The organism is Agrobacterium sp. ST15.16.024 (assembly GCF_027956545.1).
GTDB classification, from domain to species: Bacteria; Pseudomonadota; Alphaproteobacteria; order Rhizobiales; family Rhizobiaceae; genus Agrobacterium; species Agrobacterium cucumeris.
Genome location: NZ_JAQKGO010000001.1, coordinates 1651028 through 1674826, shown reverse-complemented (window position 1 = coordinate 1674826; position 23799 = coordinate 1651028). Strand labels below are relative to the sequence as shown.

Genomic DNA, 23799 nt, shown 5'->3' with positions numbered 1-23799 from the left:
CTCCGTCCTATCCCCGGAACCTGCTATATTGGTAGCAAATTGGTGCGGCCGATGGAAGCCGGCCGTTTAGGTGCCGGAATAGGTGGTCGCCGGATCGAAATGGCGGGTATCATCGGTGATTTTGGTCACGGCTTTGCCATCAGACATTTCCACGGTGCGATAAAAGCAGGAGCGGCGGCCGGTATGGCAGGTGGCATCATGGCCAGCGACGGAGACTTTCAGCCATACGGCGTCCTGATCACAATCGGTGCGGAATTCCTTCACCGTCTGCAGGTTGCCGGATGTTTCGCCCTTCTTCCAGATTTTGTCGCGAGAGCGGCTGTAATAGTGCGCGATGCCCGTTTCCAGCGTTAGCGACAGGGCTTCGGCATTCATATGGGCGACCATCAGCAATTCGCCGTCGCGAGCGTCAGTGACCACGACGGTGACGAGGCCGTGGGCATCGAATTTCGGCGAAAAAAGGCCTGCGTTTTCGAGCACTTCCTTATCCGCTGGCGCGGATGGAAAGGGAATGGACATGGTAACCCCGGAAACTGAACTGGCGGAACGATCAGAGCGGCGAAAGAACGTAAATCGATTCCGCCACTCCAGGTCTTATCTGATCACCGGATTTTCCGAAAACCGCGCTGTGCGATTCGGTCCGATGCCTAGCGGTTCCGCACCATGGTCATGAAGCGGACCTGCTCGGCCGGGTCGTTCTTGAACGAGCCGGTGAAGCTGGTGGTCAGCGTCGTCGACCCCTGCTTGTTTACGCCGCGCATGGACATGCACATATGTTCGGCATCGATCATGACGGCCACGCCGCGCGGTTTCAGCGTTTCCTCAATGGATCTGGCGATCTGCGCGGTCATGTTTTCCTGCGTCTGCAGGCGGCGGCCGAAGATTTCGACAACGCGGGCAATCTTCGACAGACCAAGCACGCGGCCAGCCGGAAGATAGGCGACATGCGCCTTGCCGACGATCGGCACCATATGGTGTTCGCAATGGGAGAAGAACGGGATGTCGCGCACCAGCACCACATCGTCATAACCGCCGACTTCTTCGAAGGTCGTGCCGAGCACGTCCTGAACATTCAGCTCATAACCGGCGAAGAGTTCGCGATAGGCCTTGGCGACACGCTTCGGTGTATCCAGAAGTCCTTCACGGGCAGGATTTTCTCCCGCCCAGCGCAGAAGAACGCGTACTGCTTCTTCAGCTTCCGCCTGGCTTGGGCGAGCCTCGGCCACGTCGGGTTTTGTGCCAGCGCCGGGGAAATTCTTCACGATCGCATCCATTTCGTCTCTCCCGATGCGGGTAAAGGCCGCACCTGAACTCGTTTTTCATCGCGAACTCATGTTCGCAGTTGCTGCTATCTGGTTGTTTTACAGCATTTTGGCAAGGCCGCTGCTGATAATTCGGTATCGAAGCCGTTAATTTCATCATGGCTTGATGTCCAGAAAGCTCGTTAGCATATAATGAGAATGAAGGGCAGGAAAGCTTCACTGCGACAAACGCTGTGTTTGAAAAATCTGACCTGTCCCGTTTTGGGCATTTTGAGCGCGCCGGACACCTGACGATGGATGACATCTACAATAACCGCATTCTGGACTTTGCCGGGAATATTCCGCTGATCGGTGTTCTTGAGGATGCCGATGCCAGCGCCGAAAAACACTCCCGGCTGTGCGGCTCGAAGCTCAAGGTCTATCTGAAGGTGAAAGACGGCATCGTGACCGGATTTTCGCACGAGGTTCGTGCCTGCGCGCTCGGTCAGGCGTCTTCTTCCATCATGGCGCATCATGTCATCGGCGCTTCCAGCGGTGAAATCCGCCAGGCGCGGGAAGATATGCTGGCCATGCTGAAACAGGGCGGCGAGGGGCCGACGGGCCGTTTTGAGGATATGCGGGTGCTTTCCCCCGTCCGGGACTTCAAAGCGCGCCACGCCTCCACCATGCTGACTTTCGAAGCGGTGGTCGATGCGCTCGACCAGATCGAAGGCCGGCCGGTTCTGAACGCTGCGGGTTAGACGATGTGCGGCGAACCGGGCTGCCGGCACCAGCAGACAGCGGTGAAAGCCGGACGATCCCGCAACTGGGCTGGCGCTTTCGCCAAAACACCGGGGCGGCTTTTCGGCGTCGGTTTTATCAGGCTGTATCAGCTCACACTTTCCGGTTTCATCGGCAATTCCTGCCGCCATATCCCCACCTGTTCCGAATATGGTTATGAGGCGATTGCCCGCCACGGGCTCTGGGCAGGCGGCTGGATGACGCTGTTTCGCGTGGCGCGCTGCGGCCCGGGCGGCACCAGCGGGCTGGACCCGGTGCCGGAAACGCTCGGTGAAAGGCGACGCTGGTGGGCACCCTGGCGTTACTGGAGCCTGCGCAGATGAGTGAGTATGTGGCGCTGCTGCATAGCATCGTTCTTGGTGCCGGCAAGCGGCTGGTGATGGCCGATCTGCGGGCGATGGCTGGGGAACTGGGATTTCAGGACTGCAGAACGCTGGTTGCCACCGGAAATCTGGTCTTTCGTGGTGAGGCAGCTCCCGTTTGCGAGATCGAGTACAGGCTTGAGCGCGCTTTTGAGGCGCGGTTCGGCAAACATGTCGATATACTCGTTCGCGCGGGTGGCGACTGGTTGAGGCTGGCGTCAGACAATCCGTTTCCGCATGGCAATTCTCCTGACGTCTGCATTCGGGTGATGCGGGAGCCGCTTGGCGAGGACGTTCTTGGATCACTCGAGAAATATCGTCAGCAGGAAAAGATCGCCGTGGTCGGCGGCGACCTTTGGATCGATTTTCAAGGCAAGCCGAGCGAGAGCCGGTTGCTGTCAGTCCTGACCACGAAAAGGCTTGGCATAGGCACGACCCGTAATGCCAATACCGTCAACGGGCTGGCGAAAATGCTCGGCTGAAATGCCCTTCGCCTTTGACTGCAATGGCAAAAGCCTTTATCAGCCTGCCTGTTCGCTTATCGCGGGCAAATCATTATTCCAACACCACCCGCATTCGTTGGCGGGACTGGACAGGAGCACTAGACGATGTCTGAAGCCATTTCCCTTACATTTCCCGATGGATCCGTGCGCAGCTACCCCGCCGGTACGACCGGCCGTGAGGTCGCCGAATCCATCTCCAAATCGCTTGCCAAGAAGGCTGTCGCCATTGCGCTTGATGGCACCGTGCGCGATTTGTCCGAGACCATCACCGATGGCAAAATCGAGATCGTCACGCGTGAAGACGGGCGTGCGCTGGAGCTCATCCGCCACGATGCCGCGCACGTGATGGCTGAGGCCGTGCAGGAGCTGTGGCCCGGCACGCAGGTGACGATCGGTCCGGTGATCGAAAACGGCTTTTATTACGACTTCGCCAAGAACGAACCTTTCACGCCGGAAGATCTGCCGAAGATTGAAAAGCGGATGAAGGAAATCATCCAGCGCAACAAGTCGTTTACCCGCGAAATCTGGTCGCGCGAAAAGGCCAAGGAAGTTTTTGCCGCCAAGGGCGAGAACTACAAGGTCGAGCTGGTCGATGCCATTCCCGAAGGTCAGGACCTGAAGATCTATTATCAGGGTGACTGGTTCGATCTTTGCCGTGGCCCGCATATGGCCTCCACGGGGCAGATCGGTACGGCCTTCAAGCTGATGAAGGTGGCCGGCGCCTATTGGCGCGGTGACAGCAACAATGCAATGCTGTCGCGCATCTATGGCACCGCCTGGGCGACGCAGGAAGAACTGGACAATTATCTCCACATTCTGGCCGAAGCTGAAAAGCGCGACCACCGCCGCCTCGGCCGCGAAATGGACCTGTTCCATTTCCAGGAAGAGGGTCCGGGCGTCGTGTTCTGGCACGGCAAGGGCTGGCGCATGTTCCAGACACTGACGGCTTATATGCGCCGCCGGCTCGCCAATACCTATCAGGAAGTCAACGCTCCACAGGTGCTGGACAAATCGCTGTGGGAAACGTCCGGTCACTGGGGCTGGTATCAGGAAAACATGTTCGCGGTGAAATCCGCCCATGCCTTTACCCATCCCGATGACGAGGAAGCCGATCAGCGCGTCTTCGCATTGAAGCCGATGAACTGCCCCGGTCACGTTCAGATCTTCAAGCATGGCTTGAAGTCTTACCGCGAAATGCCGGTTCGCCTTGCGGAATTCGGCAATGTCCATCGCTACGAGGCATCGGGCGCGCTGCATGGCCTGATGCGCGTGCGTGGCTTCACGCAGGACGATGCGCATGTCTTCTGCACGGAAGAGCAGATGGCGGCGGAATGCCTGCGCATCAACGACCTGATCCTCTCGGTCTATGAGGATTTCGGTTTCAGCGAGATTGTCGTCAAGCTGTCCACGCGCCCGGAAAAGCGCGTCGGTTCCGACGATCTGTGGGACCGCGCCGAAAGCGTGATGCTGGATGTTCTGAAGACCATCGAGGAGCAGTCCGAAGGCCGCATCAAGACCGGCATCCTGCCGGGCGAGGGCGCTTTCTACGGGCCGAAGTTCGAATATACGTTGAAGGACGCCATCGGCCGTGAATGGCAGTGCGGCACGACGCAGGTGGACTTCAACCTGCCGGAACGTTTCGGCGCGTTTTATATCGACCAGAACTCCGAAAAGACGCAGCCGGTGATGATCCATCGCGCCATCTGCGGTTCGATGGAGCGCTTCCTCGGTATCCTGATCGAGAACTTCGCCGGTCACATGCCGCTGTGGTTCGCACCGTTGCAGGTCGTTGTCGCCACCATCACCTCGGATGCGGACGATTACGGCCGCGAAGTGGCCGAAGCGCTGCGCGAGGCGGGCATGGTGGTCGAAACCGACTTCCGCAATGAGAAGATCAACTACAAGGTCCGCGAACATTCGGTGACCAAGGTTCCGGTCATCATCGTTTGCGGCCGCAAGGAAGCGGAAGAGCGCACCGTCAACATCCGCCGCCTCGGTTCGCAGAACCAGACGCCGATGTCGCTGGAAGACGCGATTACCAGCCTCGTGGACGAGGCAACGCCGCCGGATGTCAAGCGCAAGCTTGCGGCGAAGAAGCAGGTTGCCTGATGAAGATGACGGCCCCTTCGGGGGCCGTTTTCGTTTGTGGGTGATATAAAAGTGGTAGTGATATCAGTGGTAGGCGGAGCATCCACACTCCGTCACCCCGGACTTGATCCGGGGTCCATCGCGATCAAGTCCTTGATCGCAAAAGACTCTTCGCACGGCGCAGACGCGCCGTGGCTGGATGCCGGATCAAGTCCGGCATGACGGTTGAGATGTAGGTGACGCCTACTCAAAATCCCCGGTCATATCTTCCGGCGCCTGATCCTTCATCAGCACTTCCACATCGGAATCCCGACCGGACGTAACCTTGAAGTTGCGCTGGAAGACCTTGTCCTTGTTGCGGGCGATGGCGGTATATTCGCCTTCCGCCAGCACCATGGTCGAAAAAGCGCTCACACTTTCATTCACCACATCGCCGCCGCCGTTCAGCACCGACCAGGCCGTATCGGCGATCGCTTCGCCGCCTTCTTCGGAGACGAGCTTGAGGGTGATCTGCGCTGCCTGGTGCTGCAGGGTCGCTTCGGTGAGCTTGCCGGCTTCCACCTGGATATCGGCGCGCACCACTGCATTGACGTTGCCGTATTCGGAAACCACGTGATAGGTGCCGGCGTTGAGGCGAACGACGGTATTGGGCTTGATGTCGGCCATCACCAGGCCGCGCTCGCCATCCGGGCGGGCATCGGAGGAGTAGACCGAGAATTTCAGCTGGTTGCCGGAGATCTGCTTGTCGGACCCCGCAACTGCATTCAGCACGAAACCGCCGGCATCGAGAATCAGCACCTGCTTCTGGACGTTGCCTGATGTCGGAATATTGAGTTTCTTGGTGACGCCGGCGCGGCCGAAGGCGACGTTGACGAAATATTCGCCGGGCACCAGATGGAATTCCGCCGAGCCGCCCTCCGAGCTTGCCAGCATCGGCAATTTGCCATCGGCACCCGGAATGGGGCTGAAGACGCGCCAGGACAGACCTTCCTTCACGGCTTCGCCGCCGCTCGTCAGCTTGGCTTCCATGGCGATATCGCGGGCGGTGCTTTCCGGGGCGTTGGGTGCTGTCGGTGCGGTGAAAGCGTTGAGCTTCGGCATTTTCGGCGTGCCGCCGAGCTGCTTGAAGTCTTTAAAGGCGTCCTGCGAAAAAGCGGCTTGTGATAAAACGCCGAGCGCGGCGCACGCAATGGCCAGACGTGTCGCGAATTTCGCCGCGAATTTGATTGCCGACATTTTCGATACCGATTGACTTCTTGATTTTCCCGGATCACTTCAAAACCAATGCCATGGCTATTTCAAGGCCCATAATTTCGCGATGACAGCAGAATGGAAGATTTTTGATCATGACTAGCGATATCAAGCTCCTCGACTACCTCAAGGTTCGCCGCTCCACGCCCGCTTTGCAGCTTGCCGAGCCGGGGCCTTCCAAGGGGCAAATCGAGGAAATCCTGCGCCTTGCCGTGCGCGTGCCTGACCATGGCAAACTCGCCCCCTGGCGTTTCGTGGTTTATCGCGGTGAAGATCGTGTGCGTCTCGGTGAGACCGCGCTCAGGATCGCGCTTGAGAAAAACCCGGAGCTGGACTTGCAGCAGCAGGATGCCGAGCGCACCCGCTTTACCCGCGCGCCCGTCGTCATTGCCGTCATCAGCACCGCCAAGCCGCATTTCAAGATTCCGGAATGGGAACAGGTCATGTCGGCCGGCGCTGTCTGCCTCAATGTCATCTTTGCCGCCAATGCCAACGGTTTCGCCGCGAACTGGCTGACAGAATGGCTTGCCTTCGACACGGCTTTTCTGACTGAAATCGGGGTCAGCGCGGAAGAGAAGGTGGCGGGTTATATCCATATCGGCTCGACGACATTCCCGCCGGTGGAGCGGCCGCGTCCGGAGCTTGCCGATATCGTCACCTGGGTTGGGGACGTCTGATGTTCTACACCACCGACACCAACCGGCATGGCCTGCCGCATGACCCGTTCAAGGCCATCGTTGCGCCGCGGCCAATCGGCTGGATCGGCTCGAAGGGCAGGGAGGGCGTCCTGAACCTCTCGCCCTATTCCTTCTTCAACGCGATTTCGGACCGGCCGAAGCTTGTGATGTTTTCCTCCAGCGGCCGGAAGGACAGCCTGCGCAATGTCGAGGAGACCGGTGTTTTCACCGCCAACCTCGTCAGCCGACATTTGATCGACCGGATGAATGCATCTTCTGCAGCGGTTGCTTACGATGTGGATGAATTCGCCCTTGCCGGGTTGACTGCCGTTGATGGGCAGGTGGTGGATGCGCCCTTTGTGGGCGAGGCGCTGGCGGCGCTTGAATGCCGCGTGACCCAGATTCAGCAGCTGAACGATATCGACGGAAAGCCATCGGAGTCGTGGATGGTGATCGGTCAGGTCATGGCGATCCATATTGATGATGCGATCATTGTTGATGGCCGCATCGACATGGGGCTTGCGCGCCCCGTGGCGCGCATGGGTTATATGGACTACTGCGATGGCGGCAGCGATGTATTCCAGCTGCAGCGTCCCTCTACTGCGCCGTAAATATATTCTTTCGCCGGCAAGGGTTAAATTTTATGGTGAACCAAACGTAAACCATTTGCGCCTAGAGTTTTATACATGGTGGCGGCGATGATGCCGTCATCCATTGTTGCGAATGTGTTTCGAGGCTCAGGTGATCGTACAGGCATTTCTTCGCTGGTCTGAAAAGGCTGGATCGACCGAGCGGGCGAAAGCCGCCAATGCTCTTGGTCGTGCCTATCTGCATTCCGACATGGCGCGGGAAAACCGCGATGCTGCTTATATGGCGATGACCTATCTGCTCGACGACCCGTCGCCGCGTGTGCGGCTGGCGCTTGCCGAGGCGCTGGCGGATGCCGATGACGCGCCGCGCGCCATTCTCGTTTCACTTGCCGAAGACCAGCCGGAGATCGCCTGCACGGTGATTGCCCGTTCGCCGGTCCTCACCGAGGCCGATCTGGTCGACCTTGCCGGGCGCGGCGAGAGCCTGACGCGGGCCCTCATCGCCGCAAGGCCGGGCCTGCAACGCGGGGTCTGCGCGGCGCTTGCCGAAGTCGGCGATCTCCCGGAAACCATCATTCTTCTCGAGAATAACGACGCCCTCATCACGCCGTTCTCGCTGCGGCGCATTGCCGAGCGCCATGGCTGCGACGCCGATATTCGCGATCTCTTGCTTTGCCGTGAGGCGCTGCCCGCTGATGCGCGGCACCTGTTGATGGCGCGAGTCAGCGAAGCTCTGGCGGGCTCGGCGCTGGTTCATGCGCTCATCGCACGCAACCGCGCCGACAGTATCTTCCGCGAGGCGGAGGATTCCGCCACCATCCTCATTGCGGCAGCCGTTTCGTCGCCCGAATTGCCGGCGCTGGTGGAGCATCTGCGCCAGAGGCTGGAATTGACCCCGGCGCTGCTCATCCATGCCGTCTGCTCGGGCCGGCTGGAATTCTTCACGGCGGCTATCGTCAACCTCTCCGGTCTCGAAGACCGCAAGGTGCGCGCCATCCTGGCAACCGGGCGGCCGCATGCGTTGAAGGCCCTGTTCCAGTCGATCGGCCTTTTCGGTGACGCCGTCGATGTCTTCATCGAGGCGACGCTGATGTGGCGGCGCGCCGCCCGCTCGCAGCTTTCAGAGGCGGCCGCTTCCGTCTCTGCCGAGTTGCTGGCGCATTTCCGCAATGTCAACGGTTCCGAAACGTTGTTCGAACTGCTGCATGCCGTGCGCAAGCTGGCGATTGCCGAAGAACGGCAGAAGGCCCGGTATTATGCCGAGGCGCTGACGGTTGAGGCTGCGTAACGTCCGGTTTTCCGCGGGTGCATCCTCTCATCCTCATTCCTGTGACAAGCACAGGAATGAGGGCAGTGGGCGCTTTCCTCTCACAGGAAACCTCTGCATTGCAGCTGGAAAGAAAGCGGACGTGACATTTCCCGCAATCACTTATCGAACCGCTTTGCGATCCATGAATAGCTGTTTTCAACCATCCTCACCGGTGTTCCCAGGAAATGCTTTATGCCTTCGGTGGAGGGCAGGATACGGCCGACGCGGCTGATTGCCTGTTTGGTGAGGCTTTCCTCTTCCTTCGGCGTAACCGCTGCCGTTGCCTGCGGTGTCGTATCAGCCGGTGCCGTCGCTGCAGGGGGCTGCGTGCCGGCCGTCTGTGGCGTCTGTTCGCCCGGTGTCTGGCAAACGGCCACCACGACCGGGTATGAGGCGTTGGCGTAGCGCTCCAACTCCTTTTCCGAGACCGCGTCGCAAAGCTCGATGCTTGTCCAGCGCTGCTGCGAGGTGGCAAGGTAGTGGCAGTCGGTGGCGCTGTCGTCACAGCCAAGGAAGGTCATGAGAACGAGGGCTGTTTTCATGGGATGTGTTGCCTCTGTCGGGAATAATGCTCTAGAAACTCATCTATCGGGATTGCAGTGACATTACGACGAAATACGCATTTTTTGAGAGAAAGCAGGCATCGCATTGGCCACCGAAATCAAACTTGAAACACCCCGGCAGGAAGCGGTTCTGCGCCTTATTGATCTTTCCAATGCCTATATGGCCTCACTTTATCCCGCCGAGAGCAATCATCTGGTCGATATCGGCCTGCTGGAGAAGGACAACGCCTCGTTTTTTGTGGCGCGCCATGAGGGGCGTGTTGTCGGATGTGGTGCGCTGGTGGAGGCGGGCGATGGCACGGCGGAAGTGAAGCGCATGTTCGTTGATCCCGACGCGCGGGGATTGCGGATCGGCAAGCTGATCATGGATACGCTTGTTGCGCGTGGAGTCGAACTTGGCCTTACCGCCATCCGGCTCGAAACCGGCATCAGCCAGCCGGAAGCGATCGGTCTATACCGCAAGGCGGGGTTTGTGGAAATCGAGGCCTTTGCGCCCTACAGGCCGGATCCGCTCAGCATGTTCATGGAAAAAGCGCTTTAGGGCGAAGGCATGGATTTGCCGGATGGACTGGCGATGGTGACGTTTAAGACGTCGCCATAGCATCCGCCCACGTCACCCCCGATTAGATCCGTGGTCCAGTGCGATCAAGGACTTGATCGCGATAGACGCTTTTCACGGCGCATATGCGCCGTGACTGGATGCCGGATCAGGTCCGGCATGGCGGAGGAGATGTGAACGATCTTCGTCTGCCATCTGGCGTTTCAGGCAATCGCCCTTCGCCGCAGCGTTCTGCAATCAAAACGCCGCTTTTCGAAATGCCGTCGTTTCATCGCTTTCGTCTTCACGCGAGATGGCATCCGCGATCGGGTCGTCCTGTGTGGGCGGTGGGGGCGGGGTCTCGGTGCTTACGGCGGCGGAGATTTCCACTTCACGCACCCATTCGCGCCAGATTGCCACCAGCAGCGCCATCAGCACCGGGCCGATGAACAGGCCGAGGAAACCCATGGTCTTGACGCCGCCGACGAGGCCGAAAAAGGTCGGCAGGAAAGGCAGCTTGATCGGCCCGCCCACCAGCTTCGGGCGAATGGTCTTGTCGACGATGAAAAGTTCGACCGAACCCCAGACGAACAGCGCCAGACCGTAAGCCGGAGAGCCGCTGGCAACCAGATAGATCGACACCAGCGTAAATGAGAGCGGCGCGCCGCCCGGAATGAGGGCCATGACGCCTGTCAGTACGCCGAGCGTGACGGGCGAGGGCACGCCGGCGATCCAGTAGGCGATGCCGAGGATGATGCCTTCGCCGATGGCGATCAGCGTCATGCCCGTGACGGTGGAGCTGATCGTGGCGGGCACGACGCGGGAGATGCGCTCCCAGCGTGTCGGCAGGATGCGTTCACCGACGAGATCGACCTGGCGGGAGAAGCCGGCGCCATTGCGATAAACGAAGAACAGCGCGATCAGCATGAACAGCAGGGTAAGGACAAGGTGGAAGGCGCCGTTGCCGGCGGCAAGGATCGCCCTATAGATATTGCCGATATTGGCGCCGCTGACGAGCTGTATGACTTCACCGATGGCGCCCGGCGTGCCGATATATTTCACCCATTGTTCGCTGAGCCACGGGCCTATGCCGGGCAGCGCGGCGATCCAGTCTGGCACGGGAGCGCCCGCCTTGTTGACGTGCACCGCCCAGCCGAACCATTCGCGGATTTCGCTTGCCGTATAGGAGGCGGCGATAAAGATCGGCACCACGAGAAAGGTAAGGATGAGGACGATGGCGATGGATGCGCCGAGCGTGGTGTTGCCGCCCACCTGCCGCAGAAGCCGCGTATAGACCGGCCAGCTGGCAAAACCGATGACGAGGGCGGCGAGAACCGGAACCAGAAAGCCGTGGAAGAAATAGGTGCCCGCAAGGGCAACGAGAACGAGCAGCCAGCGCGCAGCCGAGATGGGCGGGATCAGGGCGATCCGCGTCGGACTGGCGGGACCAAGCCATCTCGGTTCGCCACTCTGCTTACGACTGTCATTGTTACTCACGGCAGGCTCTTTCTCGCATTCTCCCCCGAAGGGATGCATTCACTCTGTCACACCGATACATATAAGTGCAATATAACCCGATCACATTACCGTTGTGTGTTTATTGCCGAAGCTATTGAACGATTTTGGTAAAAATAGAACATCGGTCTTGGCGCGCGCATTGAAATATGACAATTGAACTCCCGTTTTCCGCGGCGCAAATTTTGCCGCACCCGCTCTCCAGGTCGTGCCATGCTTCGCCGTTTCTTCGCCTATTATCGTCCCTATCGCGGTCTCTTCATCCTCGATTTTTCCTGCGCGGTCCTGTCCGGCGTGCTCGAACTCGGTTTTCCCATGGCGGTGAAGGCCTTTGTTGACGTGCTTTTGCCGGGCGGGGAATGGGCGATCATTCTTGCAGCCTCCGTGGGCCTGCTGGTCATTTACGTGCTGAATACCGGGTTGATGGCGACAGTCACCTATTGGGGACATATGCTCGGCATCAATATCGAGACCGACATGCGGCGTCTGGCCTTCGATCACCTGCAAAAGCTCTCCTTCCGTTATTTTGACAACCAGAAGACCGGCCATCTGGTCGGGCGGCTGACCAAGGATCTGGAAGAGATCGGCGAGGTGGCCCATCACGGGCCTGAGGATCTGTTCATCGCCATCATGACCTTCATCGGCGCGTTCCTGCTGATGATGTCGGTCAATGTGCAGCTGGCGCTTATCACCGCCGCCGTCGTGCCCGTCACCGCCTGGGTGACCAGCCGTTACGGTGGCCGCATGACGCAGAATTTTCGCGCGCTTTACGGCCGGGTGGGGGATTTCAACGCTCGCATCGAGGAAAATGTCGGCGGCATGCGGGTGGTGCAGGCCTTTGCCAATGAGGACCACGAGCGCGCGCTGTTCGAGAAGGACAACCAGAAATACCGTCGCACCAAGCTCGACGCTTACAAGATCATGGCCGCCAGCACCTCGCTTAGCTATATGAGCATGCGCCTGACGCAGATGATCGTAATGATCTGCGGTGCCTGGTTCGTGCTGACGGGCAGCCTGACGGAAGGCGGTTTCGTTGGCTTCCTGCTGCTGGTCGGCGTGTTTTTCCGCCCGGTGGAAAAGATCAATTCGGTCATCGAGACCTATCCGAAGGGCATTGCCGGTTTCCGCCGCTTCACCGAACTTCTGGACACGGCGCCGGATATTGTCGATGCGCCCGACGCAATCGAGGCGCCAGCACTTTCCGGCAGCATCGAATATCGCCATGTCGGTTTCGCTTATGCCGAGGGCAAACAGGTGCTCGCCAATATCGACCTGAAGATCAGCGCCGGCGAGACGGTTGCCTTCGTCGGGCCTTCGGGGGCGGGAAAGACGACGCTTTGCTCGCTTCTGCCGCGCTTTTACGACGTCTCCAGCGGTGCGATCACCATTGACGGCATTGATATCCGCAAGATGAAGCTTGCCTCGCTGCGCAACCAGATCGGCATCGTCCAGCAGGATGTCTTCCTGTTCGGTGGCACGATCCGCGAGAATATCGAATATGGCCGGCTTGGCGCCTCTGACGAGGAGATCATGGATGCGGCGCGGCGTGCGCGGCTGGATGGCGTGATCGAGGCCATGCCGCTCGGGCTCGACACCGTCATCGGCGAACGCGGCGTCAAATTGTCCGGTGGCCAGAAACAGCGTCTCGCCATTGCCCGCATGTTCCTCAAGAACCCGCCGATCCTTATTCTGGACGAAGCGACCTCGGCGCTCGATACGGAAACGGAGCGGGCCATCCAGCAATCGCTGACGGAGCTTGCCAAGGGGCGCACGACACTCGTCATCGCCCACCGGCTGGCAACGATCCGTGATGCCTCGCGCATTGTGGTGGTGGACCAGACCGGCATCGCCGAAACCGGCGCCCATGCCGAACTTCTGGCTGCCAAGGGCCATTACAGCCGGCTGCATGAGGCGCAGTTCAGCGGACACCTTGCGGGCCTCAGCTGAGCTGATTGCGAGCGGCGCTTCCCTGCGCCGCCGACGCCTATCCGCCGTTTTCCGCTGCCTGCTCCTCGACGATGCCGGGATTGGGTTCCGGCTTGCCGGGATGGCTGGTGACGAGATAACCCATGGCGACCGCGGCGGCGACCACGAACAGCAGCACGATGCCGCTGATTGTCATCAGCCAGTCGCGCGGCCTTCTATGTGCCATGATATATCTGGGCCATCGCCTCGGATGGTTCACCAGGCTGAATTTGCTGCCGTCTCGCATGAACTTCCCCGGAATTGGATTGCTTCTCCGGAGATCAACGCAGGCGCGTGTGCCGCTGTTCCGTAACGGCAGGGGCAGGGGTGATGACAAGGCCGTGAGGGCCGTTACCTGAACGGCATACCTTCGTCATCGAGGGCCGGGCATCGAAGACGGAGTGATGCGCCGGCCATTCTTCAATTTACAACGGAGACTGCCGGGTCAGGCGGATTGCACCGCGATGCGGTTTCCTTCGCTATCGGAAATTTCCGCGACGAAGAGATTGTCATCGACCGGCGTTTTGGGAAACAGGATTTCGCTGCCCTGCTGCACGGCTCTCTCAAGCACATCGTCAATGTTTTTCACGCCGAGATAGATGATCGCCCCGTCTTTCGTCGGAACATAGGTCTCACCCTCGGCAAGCGCGCCGCTTGCGCCATCCTTGCCTTCCTCGAAGGGGAAATAGGCCATCCTGTTGTCGTGGATCGTGACGATTTCCGCAAAGCTCACATCAAAAACGGCGCTGTAGAAACGCATCGCCCTTTCAATATCAAGCACGGGAATTTCGACATGGGCAATCAGGTTCACGCGGTTGCTCCTTCTGGAATATCTCTGACCGGTATCGGCGATCTGTGTACACGCTACGACATCGATGCTGTCAATGGTCAGGTGCAATCCGGCCGCCTGGCCGCCTGACGGCCGGCCCCTCAAGGCGCGGCTGATGCTGTTGGCTTTCATGCCGCGGCTTCCCCTCGATACGAAGGCGTCCAGCTTGGCGATCCCGACGACGCAATACCCGGCAATCTTTCGCGACGGCGCAGGCGCCTAAAAGCCCGCTTGCCAGCCCATTCCGTTTATGCGAATGATTTGCAATTGCATAAACAGAATCTCCCAATTGAAAGTTCTTGGAATGGACAAGCCAGTCTTTGGATGGCGGCGGAATGGCGACGATCTGTCGTTGTCCGACGTACACGGTTCGATCAAGGTCAAGCCGAATGCCGGCACGTTTCGCCGGGCGATGGCCTTTTTCGGGCCGGGATATCTCGTTGCCGTCGGTTATATGGATCCCGGAAACTGGGCGACATCGCTCGCCGGCGGCTCCAAATTCGGCTATACGCTGCTCACCGTTGCACTGGTTTCCAACATCATGGCGATTGTCCTGCAATCGCTCTGCGCCCGTCTGGCGATTGCTTCCGGCCGCGATCTCGCCCAGGCCTGCCGTGATGCCTATCCGAAGCCCGTGGCGATGCTGCTGTGGGTGCTGGCCGAAATCGCCATTATCGCCACCGATATTGCCGAGGTTATCGGCACGGCGATTGGCCTCAACCTGATTTTCGGCATTCCGCTTGAACTCGGCGTTCTCATCACCGCGCTTGATGTGTTCCTGATCCTTTATCTGCAGAAGCTCGGTTTCCGCTGGGTGGAGGCGATGGTCATCACGCTGCTTGGCGTCATCGCCGTGTGTTTCGCCATTCAGGTGGCGCTTGCCGACCCTGACTGGGGGCAGGTGATCCTCGGTTTTGCGCCGACGACCGAGATCGTCACCAATCCGGACATGCTGTATCTGGCGCTCGGCATTCTTGGCGCCACCGTCATGCCGCATAATCTCTATCTGCATTCGGGCATCGTGCAGACCCGCGAAATCGGTGAAACAATTGCCGAAAAGCGCGAGGCGCTGAAATTCGCGACGCTCGATTCCACCATCGCGCTGATGTTCGCCCTCACCATCAACGCTTCGATCCTCATCCTTGCGGCAGCGACCTTTCACAAGACGGGGCAGACCAGTGTCGCCGAACTTGGCGAAGCGCATAATCTGCTCGCGCCGCTTTTGGGTCTTGCCATTGCGCCGACGCTGTTCGGCGTGGCGCTGTTATGCTGCGGCATCAATTCCACCGTCACGGCAACACTTGCCGGCCAGATCGTGATGGAAGGGTTTCTGAAGATGCAGCTCGCCCCCTGGCTGCGTCGCCTCATCACCCGCGGCATCGCCATCATCCCGGCCGCCGGCGTGACCATTTTTTACGGCGACAGCGGGACGGCGGAACTCCTGATCCTGACGCAGGTGGTGCTCAGCCTGCAACTCTCCTTCGCCGTCTTCCCGCTCGTGATGTTCACATCCGACAAGGCCAAGATGGGTGCACTGAAAGCGCCGCTCTGGCTCTCGGCTTTTGCGTGGCTGATTGCGGTGGTGATCGCGGCGCTGAATGTGAAGCTGCTGTTGGATTTTATGGGGTGAGGCGGGTCAGGCCGCGCTTTTACGGAGCGCGGCCGCCGTTGTCATGCATTCAGAAGCGGCTAGACCGCAACCGGCTGACTTCTTCGTCTACCATTGCTTTTGACAACTGTTTAAAACTGAAAAGTGCGTATAGGGGCCGAAGAAATTCATATAAGATTTCCGGCAAATTTTCCTGTATCGTAGACGGATCAAGCGTGACCGTTCTTTCAAAGTCGTTTTCGTTGGCCACTTGATCCGGACGAACGCTTCTGCTCCCCTCAACGTGCGTTAACTCTCGTCCTCGCAGACCATTCCACTTAACGGCAAAAATGAGCTGAGAAGATTCCTTATCTAATAGCGCTGCGAAGGCAGCTGCTTGTAGTAGGCACTCACCTATTCGCCATATAGGTAGCGTGATGTCGAACTTCAGCCCGGGCGTTAAGCGATCTGGATGAGAATCTTCATCGTAGCCTCGAACCAGCATAGCTTTGCCGTCGGGGGTTACTCTCCAAAAGTCCTGATGTGCTGGATCAGCGACATACTCCCGTCCGGTTTCATCCAAGTTGCATTCGATCGCTTGGTTACGAATGGTAGGTTTGATACCTTTTCGTGTTGGAACCCACCACGGTGACCATCCCGTATGCCGGATAGTCGCCTTATCGATTTTACTTAAAAGGTCTGGGTAATCGAGAGGTGCGAAGTCGCCTAGAACCCAATATGTGACGCAGTAATATCCAAGGGGCTCCGGTGCATTAACGCCTGCTTCCAACTGGGTATTTCGCCAAGCAACAAGGCCCTCGTTCCGCCAAGCCAATAGAGTTTCTAGGCTAGTTTCCTTTGAAACGTCAGAGGTAAGTGCGCCTCCGCCTAAAATACCTCGAATGGCGTTTAAAAGATCGTCCCTTCCAGCTTGGACACAACGATCAAGTAACTCGCGCCATTCGATGGCTGTCCCCGGTTCAGCGCTTTCAGGAGTTGGCCTCCTGATATACACCCTGCCAACTAGAAGACTTTTCTGATCAGGGCTTCCTTTTTTAGCTTGAATAGGAACGCGATGGTCTCCTGGAACCATGATCACCGGATGAAGGTACCCATCAGTTGTACGTCTCACATGCGAGACTTGGACCTGGAAACTAGGTTCTGCATAACTTGATACGATTCTTGCTATCGTGTCTTGGCCATACGCATTTAGCGATGAAGGCGCCGGTAAGGTTGTTTCGAAAGATCCGTCGGGACGCTCACTGAAACCAAGAAGAATATAACCTCCACCATGATTAGCCAGCGCTATCGCCGCTTTGGCTAAAATAGCCATTCCTGCCTTGCTGGTGAGATCAAGCCAGTTTTTAATTTCGACATTAAGTGTTTCGCGTGGAGCATCGACAAGCTGCTCAAGTTCCCTATTGATTGATGCCATTGAAACCTCCTCGAATGCATTTTCCACTATGAGGTGCTCAAGCATCAATTAATTAAAAATGAATAGCTAATTTCTCATAGCAAGATTGAAAAATGTCGCGATAGGTATATTTATAAAGTATATCTAATTTATGTCCTTATGTATATTGCTCTCCGCTAGCTGAAATATTAGCGGAGAGCATTAATTTCCTTAATTTTCGCTATCTTAGCTGCAACCGCTCGTAGCCCCACAAGTATCGCACTTCTCGCAAGTGCCGTTCCGCACCATCGTGAAGTTCTGGCATTCCGAGCACATGTTGCCCGTATAGCCCTGAGCGATCGAGCGCATGCGGCGTTCGTTTTCCACCTTCTTGGCTTCCGCCTTGGCCGATGCAGCGTCTGCGGCGGCCTTGTCGGAGAAGAGGGCGGTGGCGGTCTGCTGGGATTCCTGAACCACCTCGTCGATCACTTCTTCGGCGATCTCTTCGGCCAGTTCCTTGGCGCGCTCTTCATAGTCCCGCTTGAAGGAGACGATTTCGGAGGTTGCGATGGCGACCGTCGGTTCCAGCTTGCGGGCGGCGGAGCCGGCAAAGGAGGTGACGTTGGCGGAGCCACGGGCGGGGGTGGCCGTTGCCGAGCCCTTCGGCTCGGAAGACGAACGTTCGCCGCCATTGCTGGAAACCAGCGTCGGCTTGTAACCGCGGGTCCAGCCGGTGGAAACGAGGTTGGTCTTGCCTTCCTGGATGCCCTTGCCGAGTGCCGTGTTGGAGAAATCCGACGTATCGACATGGGCCAGATCGTGGCGGCCGAGATAGGAGACGGCGAGTTCGCGGAACACGTAGTCGAGGATCGACGTGGCGTTCTTGATGGCGTCGTTGCCCTGCACCATGCCGGCCGGTTCGAACTTGGTGAAGGTGAAGGCCTCCACATATTCTTCCAGCGGCACGCCATATTGCAGGCCGAGCGAAATGGCGATGGCGAAGTTGTTCATCATCGCACGGAAGGCGGCACCTTCCTTGTGCATGTCGATGAAGATTTCGCCGATGCGGCCGTCACCGAATTCGCCGGTGCGCAGATAGACCTTGTGACCGCCAACGGTTGCCTTCTGGGTGTAACCCTGACGGCGGTTCGGCAGCTTTTCACGCTCGCGCGAGACACGCTCGATGACGCGTTCGACGATCTTTTCGGTGATCGTCACGGCCTGCTGGGCGAGCGGCTGCTGGATCAGTTCTTCGACGAAATCTTCTTCGTCGTCATCTTCCACCAGCGAAGCGTTGAGCGGCTGGGAAAGCTTGGAACCATCGCGGTAAAGGGCGTTGGCCTTCAGCGCCAGCTTCCAGGAGAGCATGTAGGCTGCGCCGCAATCTTCCACCGTCGCATCATTCGGCATGTTGATCGTCTTGGAGATCGCACCTGATATGAAGGGCTGTGCGGCCGCCATCATGCGGATGTGCGATTCGACCGAGAGATAACGCTTGCCGATCTTGCCGCAGGGGTTGGCGCAATCGAAGACGGGCAGGTGTTCGGCCTTCAGGAACGGTGCGCCTTCCAGCGTCATCGCGCCGCAGACGTGCACGTTCGCTGCTTCGATGTCCTTCTTGCTGAAGCCGAGATGCTCGAGCAGGTTGAAGCTCATGTCAGAGAGCTGCTCGTCGGAAACCTTCAGCGTGCCCTTCAGGAAGTCGGCACCCAGCGTCCACTGGTTGAAGACGAACTTGATGTCGAAGGCGCTTTTCAGCGCGGCGTTGACGGCTTCGATCTTCTCATCGGTGAAGCCCTTGGCCTTCAGCGTCGAGGGGTTGATGGCCGGCGCCTGGTTGAGATTGCCATGGCCGACGGCATAGGCTTCGATCTCGGCGATCTGGCTTTCGGAATACCCAAGCGAACGCAGTGCATCCGGAACCGCGCGGTTGATGATCTTGAAATAACCGCCACCGGCAAGCTTCTTGAACTTCACCAGCGCGAAGTCAGGCTCGATGCCGGTCGTGTCGCAATCCATGACGAGGCCAATCGTGCCTGTCGGCGCGATGACGGTGGTCTGGGCGTTGCGGTAGCCGTGCTGTTCGCCAAGCGCCAGCGCCTTGTCCCAGGCGGCTGTTGCGTGGGCGATGAGGTCCTGATCCGTGCAATCGGCATGGATGAGTGCCACCGGGTTAACCGACAGGCCCTCATAACCATCCGACAGGCCATGGGCGGCGCGGCGGTGGTTGCGGATGACGCGCAACATGTTGTCGCGGTTCGGTGCAAAGCTCGGGAACGGGCCAAGCTCGCCGGCCATTTCAGCCGAGGTTGCATAGGAAACACCGGTCATGATGGCGGTCAGCGCACCTGCAATGGCGCGGCCCTCATCGCTGTCATAGGGAATGCCAGACGACATCAGGAGGCCGCCGATATTGGCGTAACCGAGGCCGAGCGTGCGGTATTCATAGGAGCGCTCGGCGATCTGGCGCGACGGGAACTGCGCCATCATCACGGAGACTTCGAGCACGACGGTCCACAGGCGCACGGCATGTTCGTAATCGGCGATATCGATGCGCTTCGTCTTGGCGTCCTTGAACTGAAGCAGGTTCAGCGAGGCAAGGTTGCAGGCCGTGTCGTCAAGGAACATATATTCCGAGCACGGGTTGGAAGCGCGGATCGGGCCTTCGGCCGGCGAGGTGTGCCAGTCGTTCATGGTGGTGTTGAAGTGCAGGCCCGGATCGGCGGACGCCCAGGCGGCATGGGAAATCTTTTCCCAGAGATCGCGGGCCTTCAGCGTCTTCATGACCTTGCCGTCCTTGCGGGCGGTGAGGTTCCAGTCGCCGTCATTTTCGACAGCGCGCAGGAAGTCATCCTTCAGCGAGACGGAGTTGTTGGAGTTCTGGCCCGAAACCGTGAGGTAGGCTTCCGAATCCCAATCCGTGTCGTAGGTCTTGAACTGGATGTCCTTGTAACCCTGTTCGGCGAACTGGATGACGCGCTTGACGTAGTTTTCCGGCACCATGTCCTTCTTGGCAGCGCGGATTTCGCGCTTCAGGGCAGGGTTCTTGGCCGGGTCGAAGCAGTCACCATTGTCGGCTTCGCAGTTGACGCAGGCCTTCATGATGGCCTTCAGGTGCTTGGCGACGATCTTGGAGCCGGTCACGAGGGCGGCAACCTTCTGCTCCTCGTTCACCTTCCAGTCGATATAGGCTTCGATGTCGGGGTGATCGGCATCAACGACGACCATCTTCGCTGCGCGACGGGTCGTCCCGCCGGACTTGATGGCGCCGGCTGCGCGGTCGCCGATCTTGAGGAAACTCATCAGGCCTGACGACTTGCCGCCGCCGGAAAGCTTTTCGCCTTCGCCACGCAGATAGGAGAAGTTGGAGCCGGTGCCGGAGCCGTATTTGAACAGGCGCGCTTCACGCACCCACAGGTCCATGATGCCGCCTTCATTAACCAGATCGTCTTCAACGGACTGGATGAAGCAGGCATGCGGCTGCGGATGTTCGTAAGCGGATTTGGACTTGGTCAGCTTGCCGGTGAAGGGGTCGACATAGAAATGGCCCTGGCCCGGACCATCAATGCCATAGGCCCAGTGCAGGCCGGTGTTGAACCATTGCGGGGAGTTAGGGGCAACGCGCTGGGTGGCGAGCATGTAGGCAAGCTCGTCGCGGAAGGCGAGCGCATCTTCTTCGGTGGAGAAATATTTGCCCTTCCAGCCCCAATAGGCCCAGGTGCCGGCCAGACGGTCGAAAACCTGGCGCGCATCGGTCTCGGAGCCGTAACGTTCGGCTTCGGGCACGTCCTTCAGGGCTTTCTCATCGGCAACCGAGCGCCACAGGAAGGAAGGAACGTCGTTCTCCTCGACCTTTTTCAGCACCTTCGGCACACCGGCCTTGCGGAAATATTTCTGCGCCAGAACGTCGGTCGCCACCTGGCTGAACTGCGCGGGAACGTCGATATCCGCCAGACGGAACACGATGGAACCGTCGGGGTTCTTGATTTCACTGACGGCCTTGCGGAAGTCGATCTCCGCATAAGGCGATTGGCCGGGCTTCGTGAAGCGACGTTCAATGCGCATGGTTTCCTGTCCTCGTCCATTGGGCGCCCGGCAAAGGGCGCAAAAATCCGGTCCAGCCGTGCGATGTCTTCGCGCAGCCGGTTGTTGCCGATCTGAAAGGGATGTTCATCCTTGGATGTGATCCCTGTATCTCGTGGCTTATTCGGCTGCAAGCATAGTGTGGAATACTAAATATAGTATCAACAGCTTCCTGCCGCCAGTCCCCGCGTCATGTTTTTGGCGGTTCCCGAAGGCGCGCAGAAACCCACCGGCAAACCGCCCCCTGATGGCCGGGACGCCGCGTCTGGATTAGCGAGCTGAGATTGAAAGGAACCGGCCTCGTTACTTTCCGGTCCGTTGCCGCCGCAACATAACTGTCACTTTCCTCTTGCGGCATAGATTCGTCAAGCCATAGATTGAAACGCATTTTTAACCACAAGATATTGTGTGAAGTGCCTGTGGAAAACGGGGAAAGCAAAAGCTTTCAAAAGAATCAGTCACTTGGCGGGGAAATCTCAAGCCTGTGCGGGGCTGGTTTCCGCAGCGGAAAGCCAAAAACCAGCATTTCCGGGGTGAGGCATAAAGGCGACACTGCGGTTTTTCCGTGTTTTTCCGCTGTCGGCAAAAAGGCCGTTTCACACAAAAAAGCCGCCCCGGGTGGGACGGCGAAAGAGTGGATATTGCTGGGGGAAGTCTTGCGCGGTTGGTGCATCCGCACTCCGTCACCCCGGACCAGATCCGGGGTCCAGCGCGATCAAGTCCTTGATCGCGAGAGACTCTTCTCACGGCGCAGACGCGCCGTGGCTGGATTCCGGCTCAAGGCCGGAATGACGGATGAGAAATGGGTTCCCCTGTGGGCAATCAGCCGCGCGATCCCTTGGCGATCGGCTCCTGATAGGTGAAGCCCATGTCCCAGGGAAAATAGATCCAGGTGTCCTGGCTGACTTCGGTGACGAAGGTGTCAATGGTCGGCACGCCCTTCGGCTTGGCGTAAACACAGGCAAAATGGGCTCTCGGCAGCATTTCGCGCACTTCCAGCGCTGTCTTGCCGGTATCGGTCAGATCGTCAAGCACGAGCACGCCTTCGCCGCCATCCGCCGCCAGTTTCGGGTCGACGCCCTTCAGCAGCACCGTATCGCCCTGATTGACATAGTCATGACGGGTGGCGATGCAGACCGTGTCGATCAGGCGGATGTTCAGCTCGCGGGAAATGATCGCCGCCGGCACAAGGCCACCGCGGGTGATACAGACGATTGCCCGGAACTCTTTATCGAGGCCGGCAAGACGCCAGGCAAGCGCACGGGCATCGCGGTGGAACTGGTCCCAGGAGACGGGAAAGGCTTTATCGGGAAGGGACATGTCGTCTACCATCTGGTCAAAATTGTCGATGGCTTTGGCTAATAGCCGCAAGACCGGCAAAAAGGCAAGCTTTCCGCGTGAGGCGTGTTGTTTGGACCGGGAGATTGCCGCCTGTTTCTTCTCCCCGCCGGGGGGAAGGTGGCCTGAAGGGTCGGAGGAGGGGGCAACGTAGCCGAATATCTCTACCCTTGCCCCCTCATCCCGCTGCCGCGGACTTCTCCCCGGCGGGGAGAAGAAATATGCGGCACTCGCTCGATCCATGCGGAATGCCGAGGGGGCGGCGGAACTGTTTGCGCCGCTTCCATATTTAGCGCGAGAGCAGCGTCATCGCCGTCATGGAATCGAGCAGGGTGCGCGTGACGCCGCCGAACAGCAGTTCCCACCAGCGGGAATGGCCATAGGCGCCCATGACCAGAAGGTCGATGCTGTTATCCGACAGACGGTTTTCGATGGCCGCCTGCGGTGAAACGCCGGCGATCTTTTCCTGCGAGGTCACTGTGACGTTGACACCGTGGCGGGCAAGCGTTGCGGCCAGTTCAGTGCCGGCGAGACCGGCGGACTGTGTTTCACTCTCTGCCTGGTCGACGGAGAAGATCTCGACGCTTTCGGCGGCTTTCAGGAAAGGCAGGGCGTCGAAGGTGGCGCGTGTGGCCTCCCGCGAGCCATTCCAGGCGATGAGGACGCGCTTGATCGGCTTGGCGACGGTCAGCACATGCGGCACCAGGAGAACGGGACGGCCACTTTCATAAAGGAAACCGTCAATATCCGAGCGGCTGTCTGACAGTGCCGAGGAGCTGCTCTGGCGGGCGACGATCAAATCGGCGCAACGGGCGCTGTCGATGGCGGATGCGGAGGCGTAACCGACCGATGTGACGAAGCTGCGCCATTCATGCGAGACGCCGTTGGCAGACAGCGTGCGTTCGAAAAGGGTTCCGACATCGGTGGTTTCCTTGTGCGCCACATCCTGCAAAGCCTGCACGGTGGCGGGATCGGGAATTTCCATCGGTGCGACGAGCGGAACGGCGGCCAGCGTTTCCATGTGCAGGCCGATCACATGTGAGGAAAACTGGTCGGCAAGGCTTACCACGAATTCGCCGAGCTTCTGCGTGTTCGAAACATTGTCGACCACTGCCAGTATCGTTTTGTAACCCATTTTTCTCTCCTCGGTGACATGTCGTTTTCA

The 23799-nt window shown here is 58.8% G+C and carries 21 protein-coding genes; 10 read left to right on the top strand and 11 right to left on the bottom strand.

Annotated elements, in window-relative coordinates; translation table 11 throughout:
• Positions 1–66: 66 nt before the first annotated feature.
• Positions 67–519 carry a phosphoribosyl-AMP cyclohydrolase gene (gene hisI / locus PL640_RS08175; RefSeq protein WP_271361371.1) on the bottom strand — a complete coding sequence of 151 codons (453 nt, stop codon included), beginning with the start codon at positions 517–519 and terminating at the stop codon, positions 67–69.
• Positions 520–647: 128 nt separating this feature from the next.
• Positions 648–1274, bottom strand: coding sequence for a GTP cyclohydrolase I FolE (gene folE, locus PL640_RS08170; RefSeq protein ID WP_142840045.1), 627 nt, complete (start codon positions 1272–1274; stop codon positions 648–650).
• 281 nt (positions 1275–1555) lie between these two features.
• Here folE and PL640_RS08165 point away from each other — a divergent pair, with 281 nt between their 5' ends.
• From PL640_RS08165 to thrS, 4 genes are all read left to right on the top strand, one after another.
• Positions 1556–2002 (top strand): iron-sulfur cluster assembly scaffold protein, encoded by a 447-nt coding sequence (locus PL640_RS08165; protein ID WP_142840044.1) that lies wholly within the window; start codon positions 1556–1558, stop codon positions 2000–2002.
• A 3-nt stretch (positions 2003–2005) separates the two neighbouring features.
• Positions 2006–2365 carry a membrane protein insertion efficiency factor YidD gene (yidD, locus tag PL640_RS08160; RefSeq protein WP_271361370.1) on the top strand — a complete coding sequence of 120 codons (360 nt, stop codon included), beginning with the start codon at positions 2006–2008 and terminating at the stop codon, positions 2363–2365.
• On the top strand, positions 2362–2886 hold the full coding sequence (locus tag PL640_RS08155; protein ID WP_271361368.1) for a DUF1697 domain-containing protein: 525 nt from the start codon (positions 2362–2364) through the stop codon (positions 2884–2886). The genes yidD and PL640_RS08155 overlap by 4 nt, the downstream gene beginning before the upstream one ends.
• Positions 2887–3012: 126 nt before the next feature.
• Positions 3013–5016, top strand: a complete 2004-nt coding sequence (thrS, locus tag PL640_RS08150) for a threonine--tRNA ligase (RefSeq protein WP_271361367.1) — start codon at positions 3013–3015, stop codon at positions 5014–5016.
• 222 nt (positions 5017–5238) lie between these two features.
• On the opposite strand, the gene PL640_RS08145 is transcribed toward thrS, so the two are convergent.
• On the bottom strand, positions 5239–6231 hold the full coding sequence (locus PL640_RS08145) for a hypothetical protein (RefSeq protein ID WP_142840040.1): 993 nt from the start codon (positions 6229–6231) through the stop codon (positions 5239–5241).
• Positions 6232–6341: 110 nt separating this feature from the next.
• Between PL640_RS08145 and PL640_RS08140 the strand changes: the two genes are divergently transcribed.
• From PL640_RS08140 to PL640_RS08130, 3 genes are all read left to right on the top strand, one after another.
• The gene (locus tag PL640_RS08140; protein WP_271361366.1) at positions 6342–6923 is read left to right on the top strand and encodes a nitroreductase family protein; all 582 of its coding nucleotides are present in this window, start codon (positions 6342–6344) and stop codon (positions 6921–6923) included.
• A complete protein-coding gene (locus PL640_RS08135; RefSeq protein WP_142840038.1) occupies positions 6923–7534 on the top strand; it encodes a flavin reductase family protein in 612 nt (203 codons plus the stop codon). The genes PL640_RS08140 and PL640_RS08135 overlap by 1 nt, the downstream gene beginning before the upstream one ends.
• A 112-nt stretch (positions 7535–7646) precedes the next feature.
• Positions 7647–8801: a DUF2336 domain-containing protein gene (locus PL640_RS08130; protein WP_271361364.1), complete on the top strand. Its 1155-nt coding sequence runs from the start codon at positions 7647–7649 to the stop codon at positions 8799–8801.
• A 137-nt stretch (positions 8802–8938) separates the two neighbouring features.
• Here PL640_RS08130 and PL640_RS08125 read toward each other — a convergent pair whose 3' ends face one another.
• Positions 8939–9364: a hypothetical protein gene (locus tag PL640_RS08125; RefSeq protein ID WP_271361363.1), complete on the bottom strand. Its 426-nt coding sequence runs from the start codon at positions 9362–9364 to the stop codon at positions 8939–8941.
• A 106-nt stretch (positions 9365–9470) separates the two neighbouring features.
• Between PL640_RS08125 and PL640_RS08120 the strand changes: the two genes are divergently transcribed.
• Positions 9471–9926, top strand: coding sequence for a GNAT family N-acetyltransferase (locus PL640_RS08120; RefSeq protein ID WP_271361362.1), 456 nt, complete (start codon positions 9471–9473; stop codon positions 9924–9926).
• Positions 9927–10181: 255 nt separating this feature from the next.
• Here the strand turns inward: PL640_RS08120 and PL640_RS08115 are convergent, their stop codons facing one another.
• Positions 10182–11420 (bottom strand): AI-2E family transporter, encoded by a 1239-nt coding sequence (locus PL640_RS08115; protein ID WP_271361361.1) that lies wholly within the window; start codon positions 11418–11420, stop codon positions 10182–10184.
• Between the two features lie 231 nt (positions 11421–11651).
• Between PL640_RS08115 and PL640_RS08110 the strand changes: the two genes are divergently transcribed.
• Entirely contained in the window at positions 11652–13385 is a 1734-nt protein-coding gene (locus tag PL640_RS08110) for an ABC transporter ATP-binding protein (RefSeq protein ID WP_142840033.1), read from the top strand.
• A gap of 37 nt (positions 13386–13422) precedes the next feature.
• Here the strand turns inward: PL640_RS08110 and PL640_RS08105 are convergent, their stop codons facing one another.
• Entirely contained in the window at positions 13423–13650 is a 228-nt protein-coding gene (locus PL640_RS08105) for a hypothetical protein (protein WP_142840032.1), read from the bottom strand.
• A gap of 198 nt (positions 13651–13848) precedes the next feature.
• A complete protein-coding gene (locus PL640_RS08100; RefSeq protein ID WP_271361360.1) occupies positions 13849–14364 on the bottom strand; it encodes a VOC family protein in 516 nt (171 codons plus the stop codon).
• 172 nt (positions 14365–14536) lie between these two features.
• Here PL640_RS08100 and PL640_RS08095 point away from each other — a divergent pair, with 172 nt between their 5' ends.
• Entirely contained in the window at positions 14537–15862 is a 1326-nt protein-coding gene (locus tag PL640_RS08095; protein ID WP_271361359.1) for an Nramp family divalent metal transporter, read from the top strand.
• A gap of 49 nt (positions 15863–15911) precedes the next feature.
• Here the strand turns inward: PL640_RS08095 and PL640_RS08090 are convergent, their stop codons facing one another.
• The 4 genes from PL640_RS08090 to PL640_RS08075 form a co-directional block, all read right to left on the bottom strand.
• Complete coding sequence (locus tag PL640_RS08090; RefSeq protein ID WP_271361358.1) at positions 15912–17255, bottom strand: RNA-binding domain-containing protein; 1344 nt, start codon at positions 17253–17255, stop codon at positions 15912–15914.
• A 204-nt stretch (positions 17256–17459) separates the two neighbouring features.
• A complete protein-coding gene (locus PL640_RS08085) occupies positions 17460–21278 on the bottom strand; it encodes a vitamin B12-dependent ribonucleotide reductase (protein ID WP_271361356.1) in 3819 nt (1272 codons plus the stop codon).
• Between the two features lie 840 nt (positions 21279–22118).
• The gene (gene gpt, locus PL640_RS08080; RefSeq protein WP_046798460.1) at positions 22119–22616 is read right to left on the bottom strand and encodes a xanthine phosphoribosyltransferase; all 498 of its coding nucleotides are present in this window, start codon (positions 22614–22616) and stop codon (positions 22119–22121) included.
• Positions 22617–22923: 307 nt separating this feature from the next.
• Positions 22924–23769, bottom strand: coding sequence for a universal stress protein (locus PL640_RS08075; protein WP_142840027.1), 846 nt, complete (start codon positions 23767–23769; stop codon positions 22924–22926).
• Positions 23770–23799 lie beyond the last annotated feature (30 nt).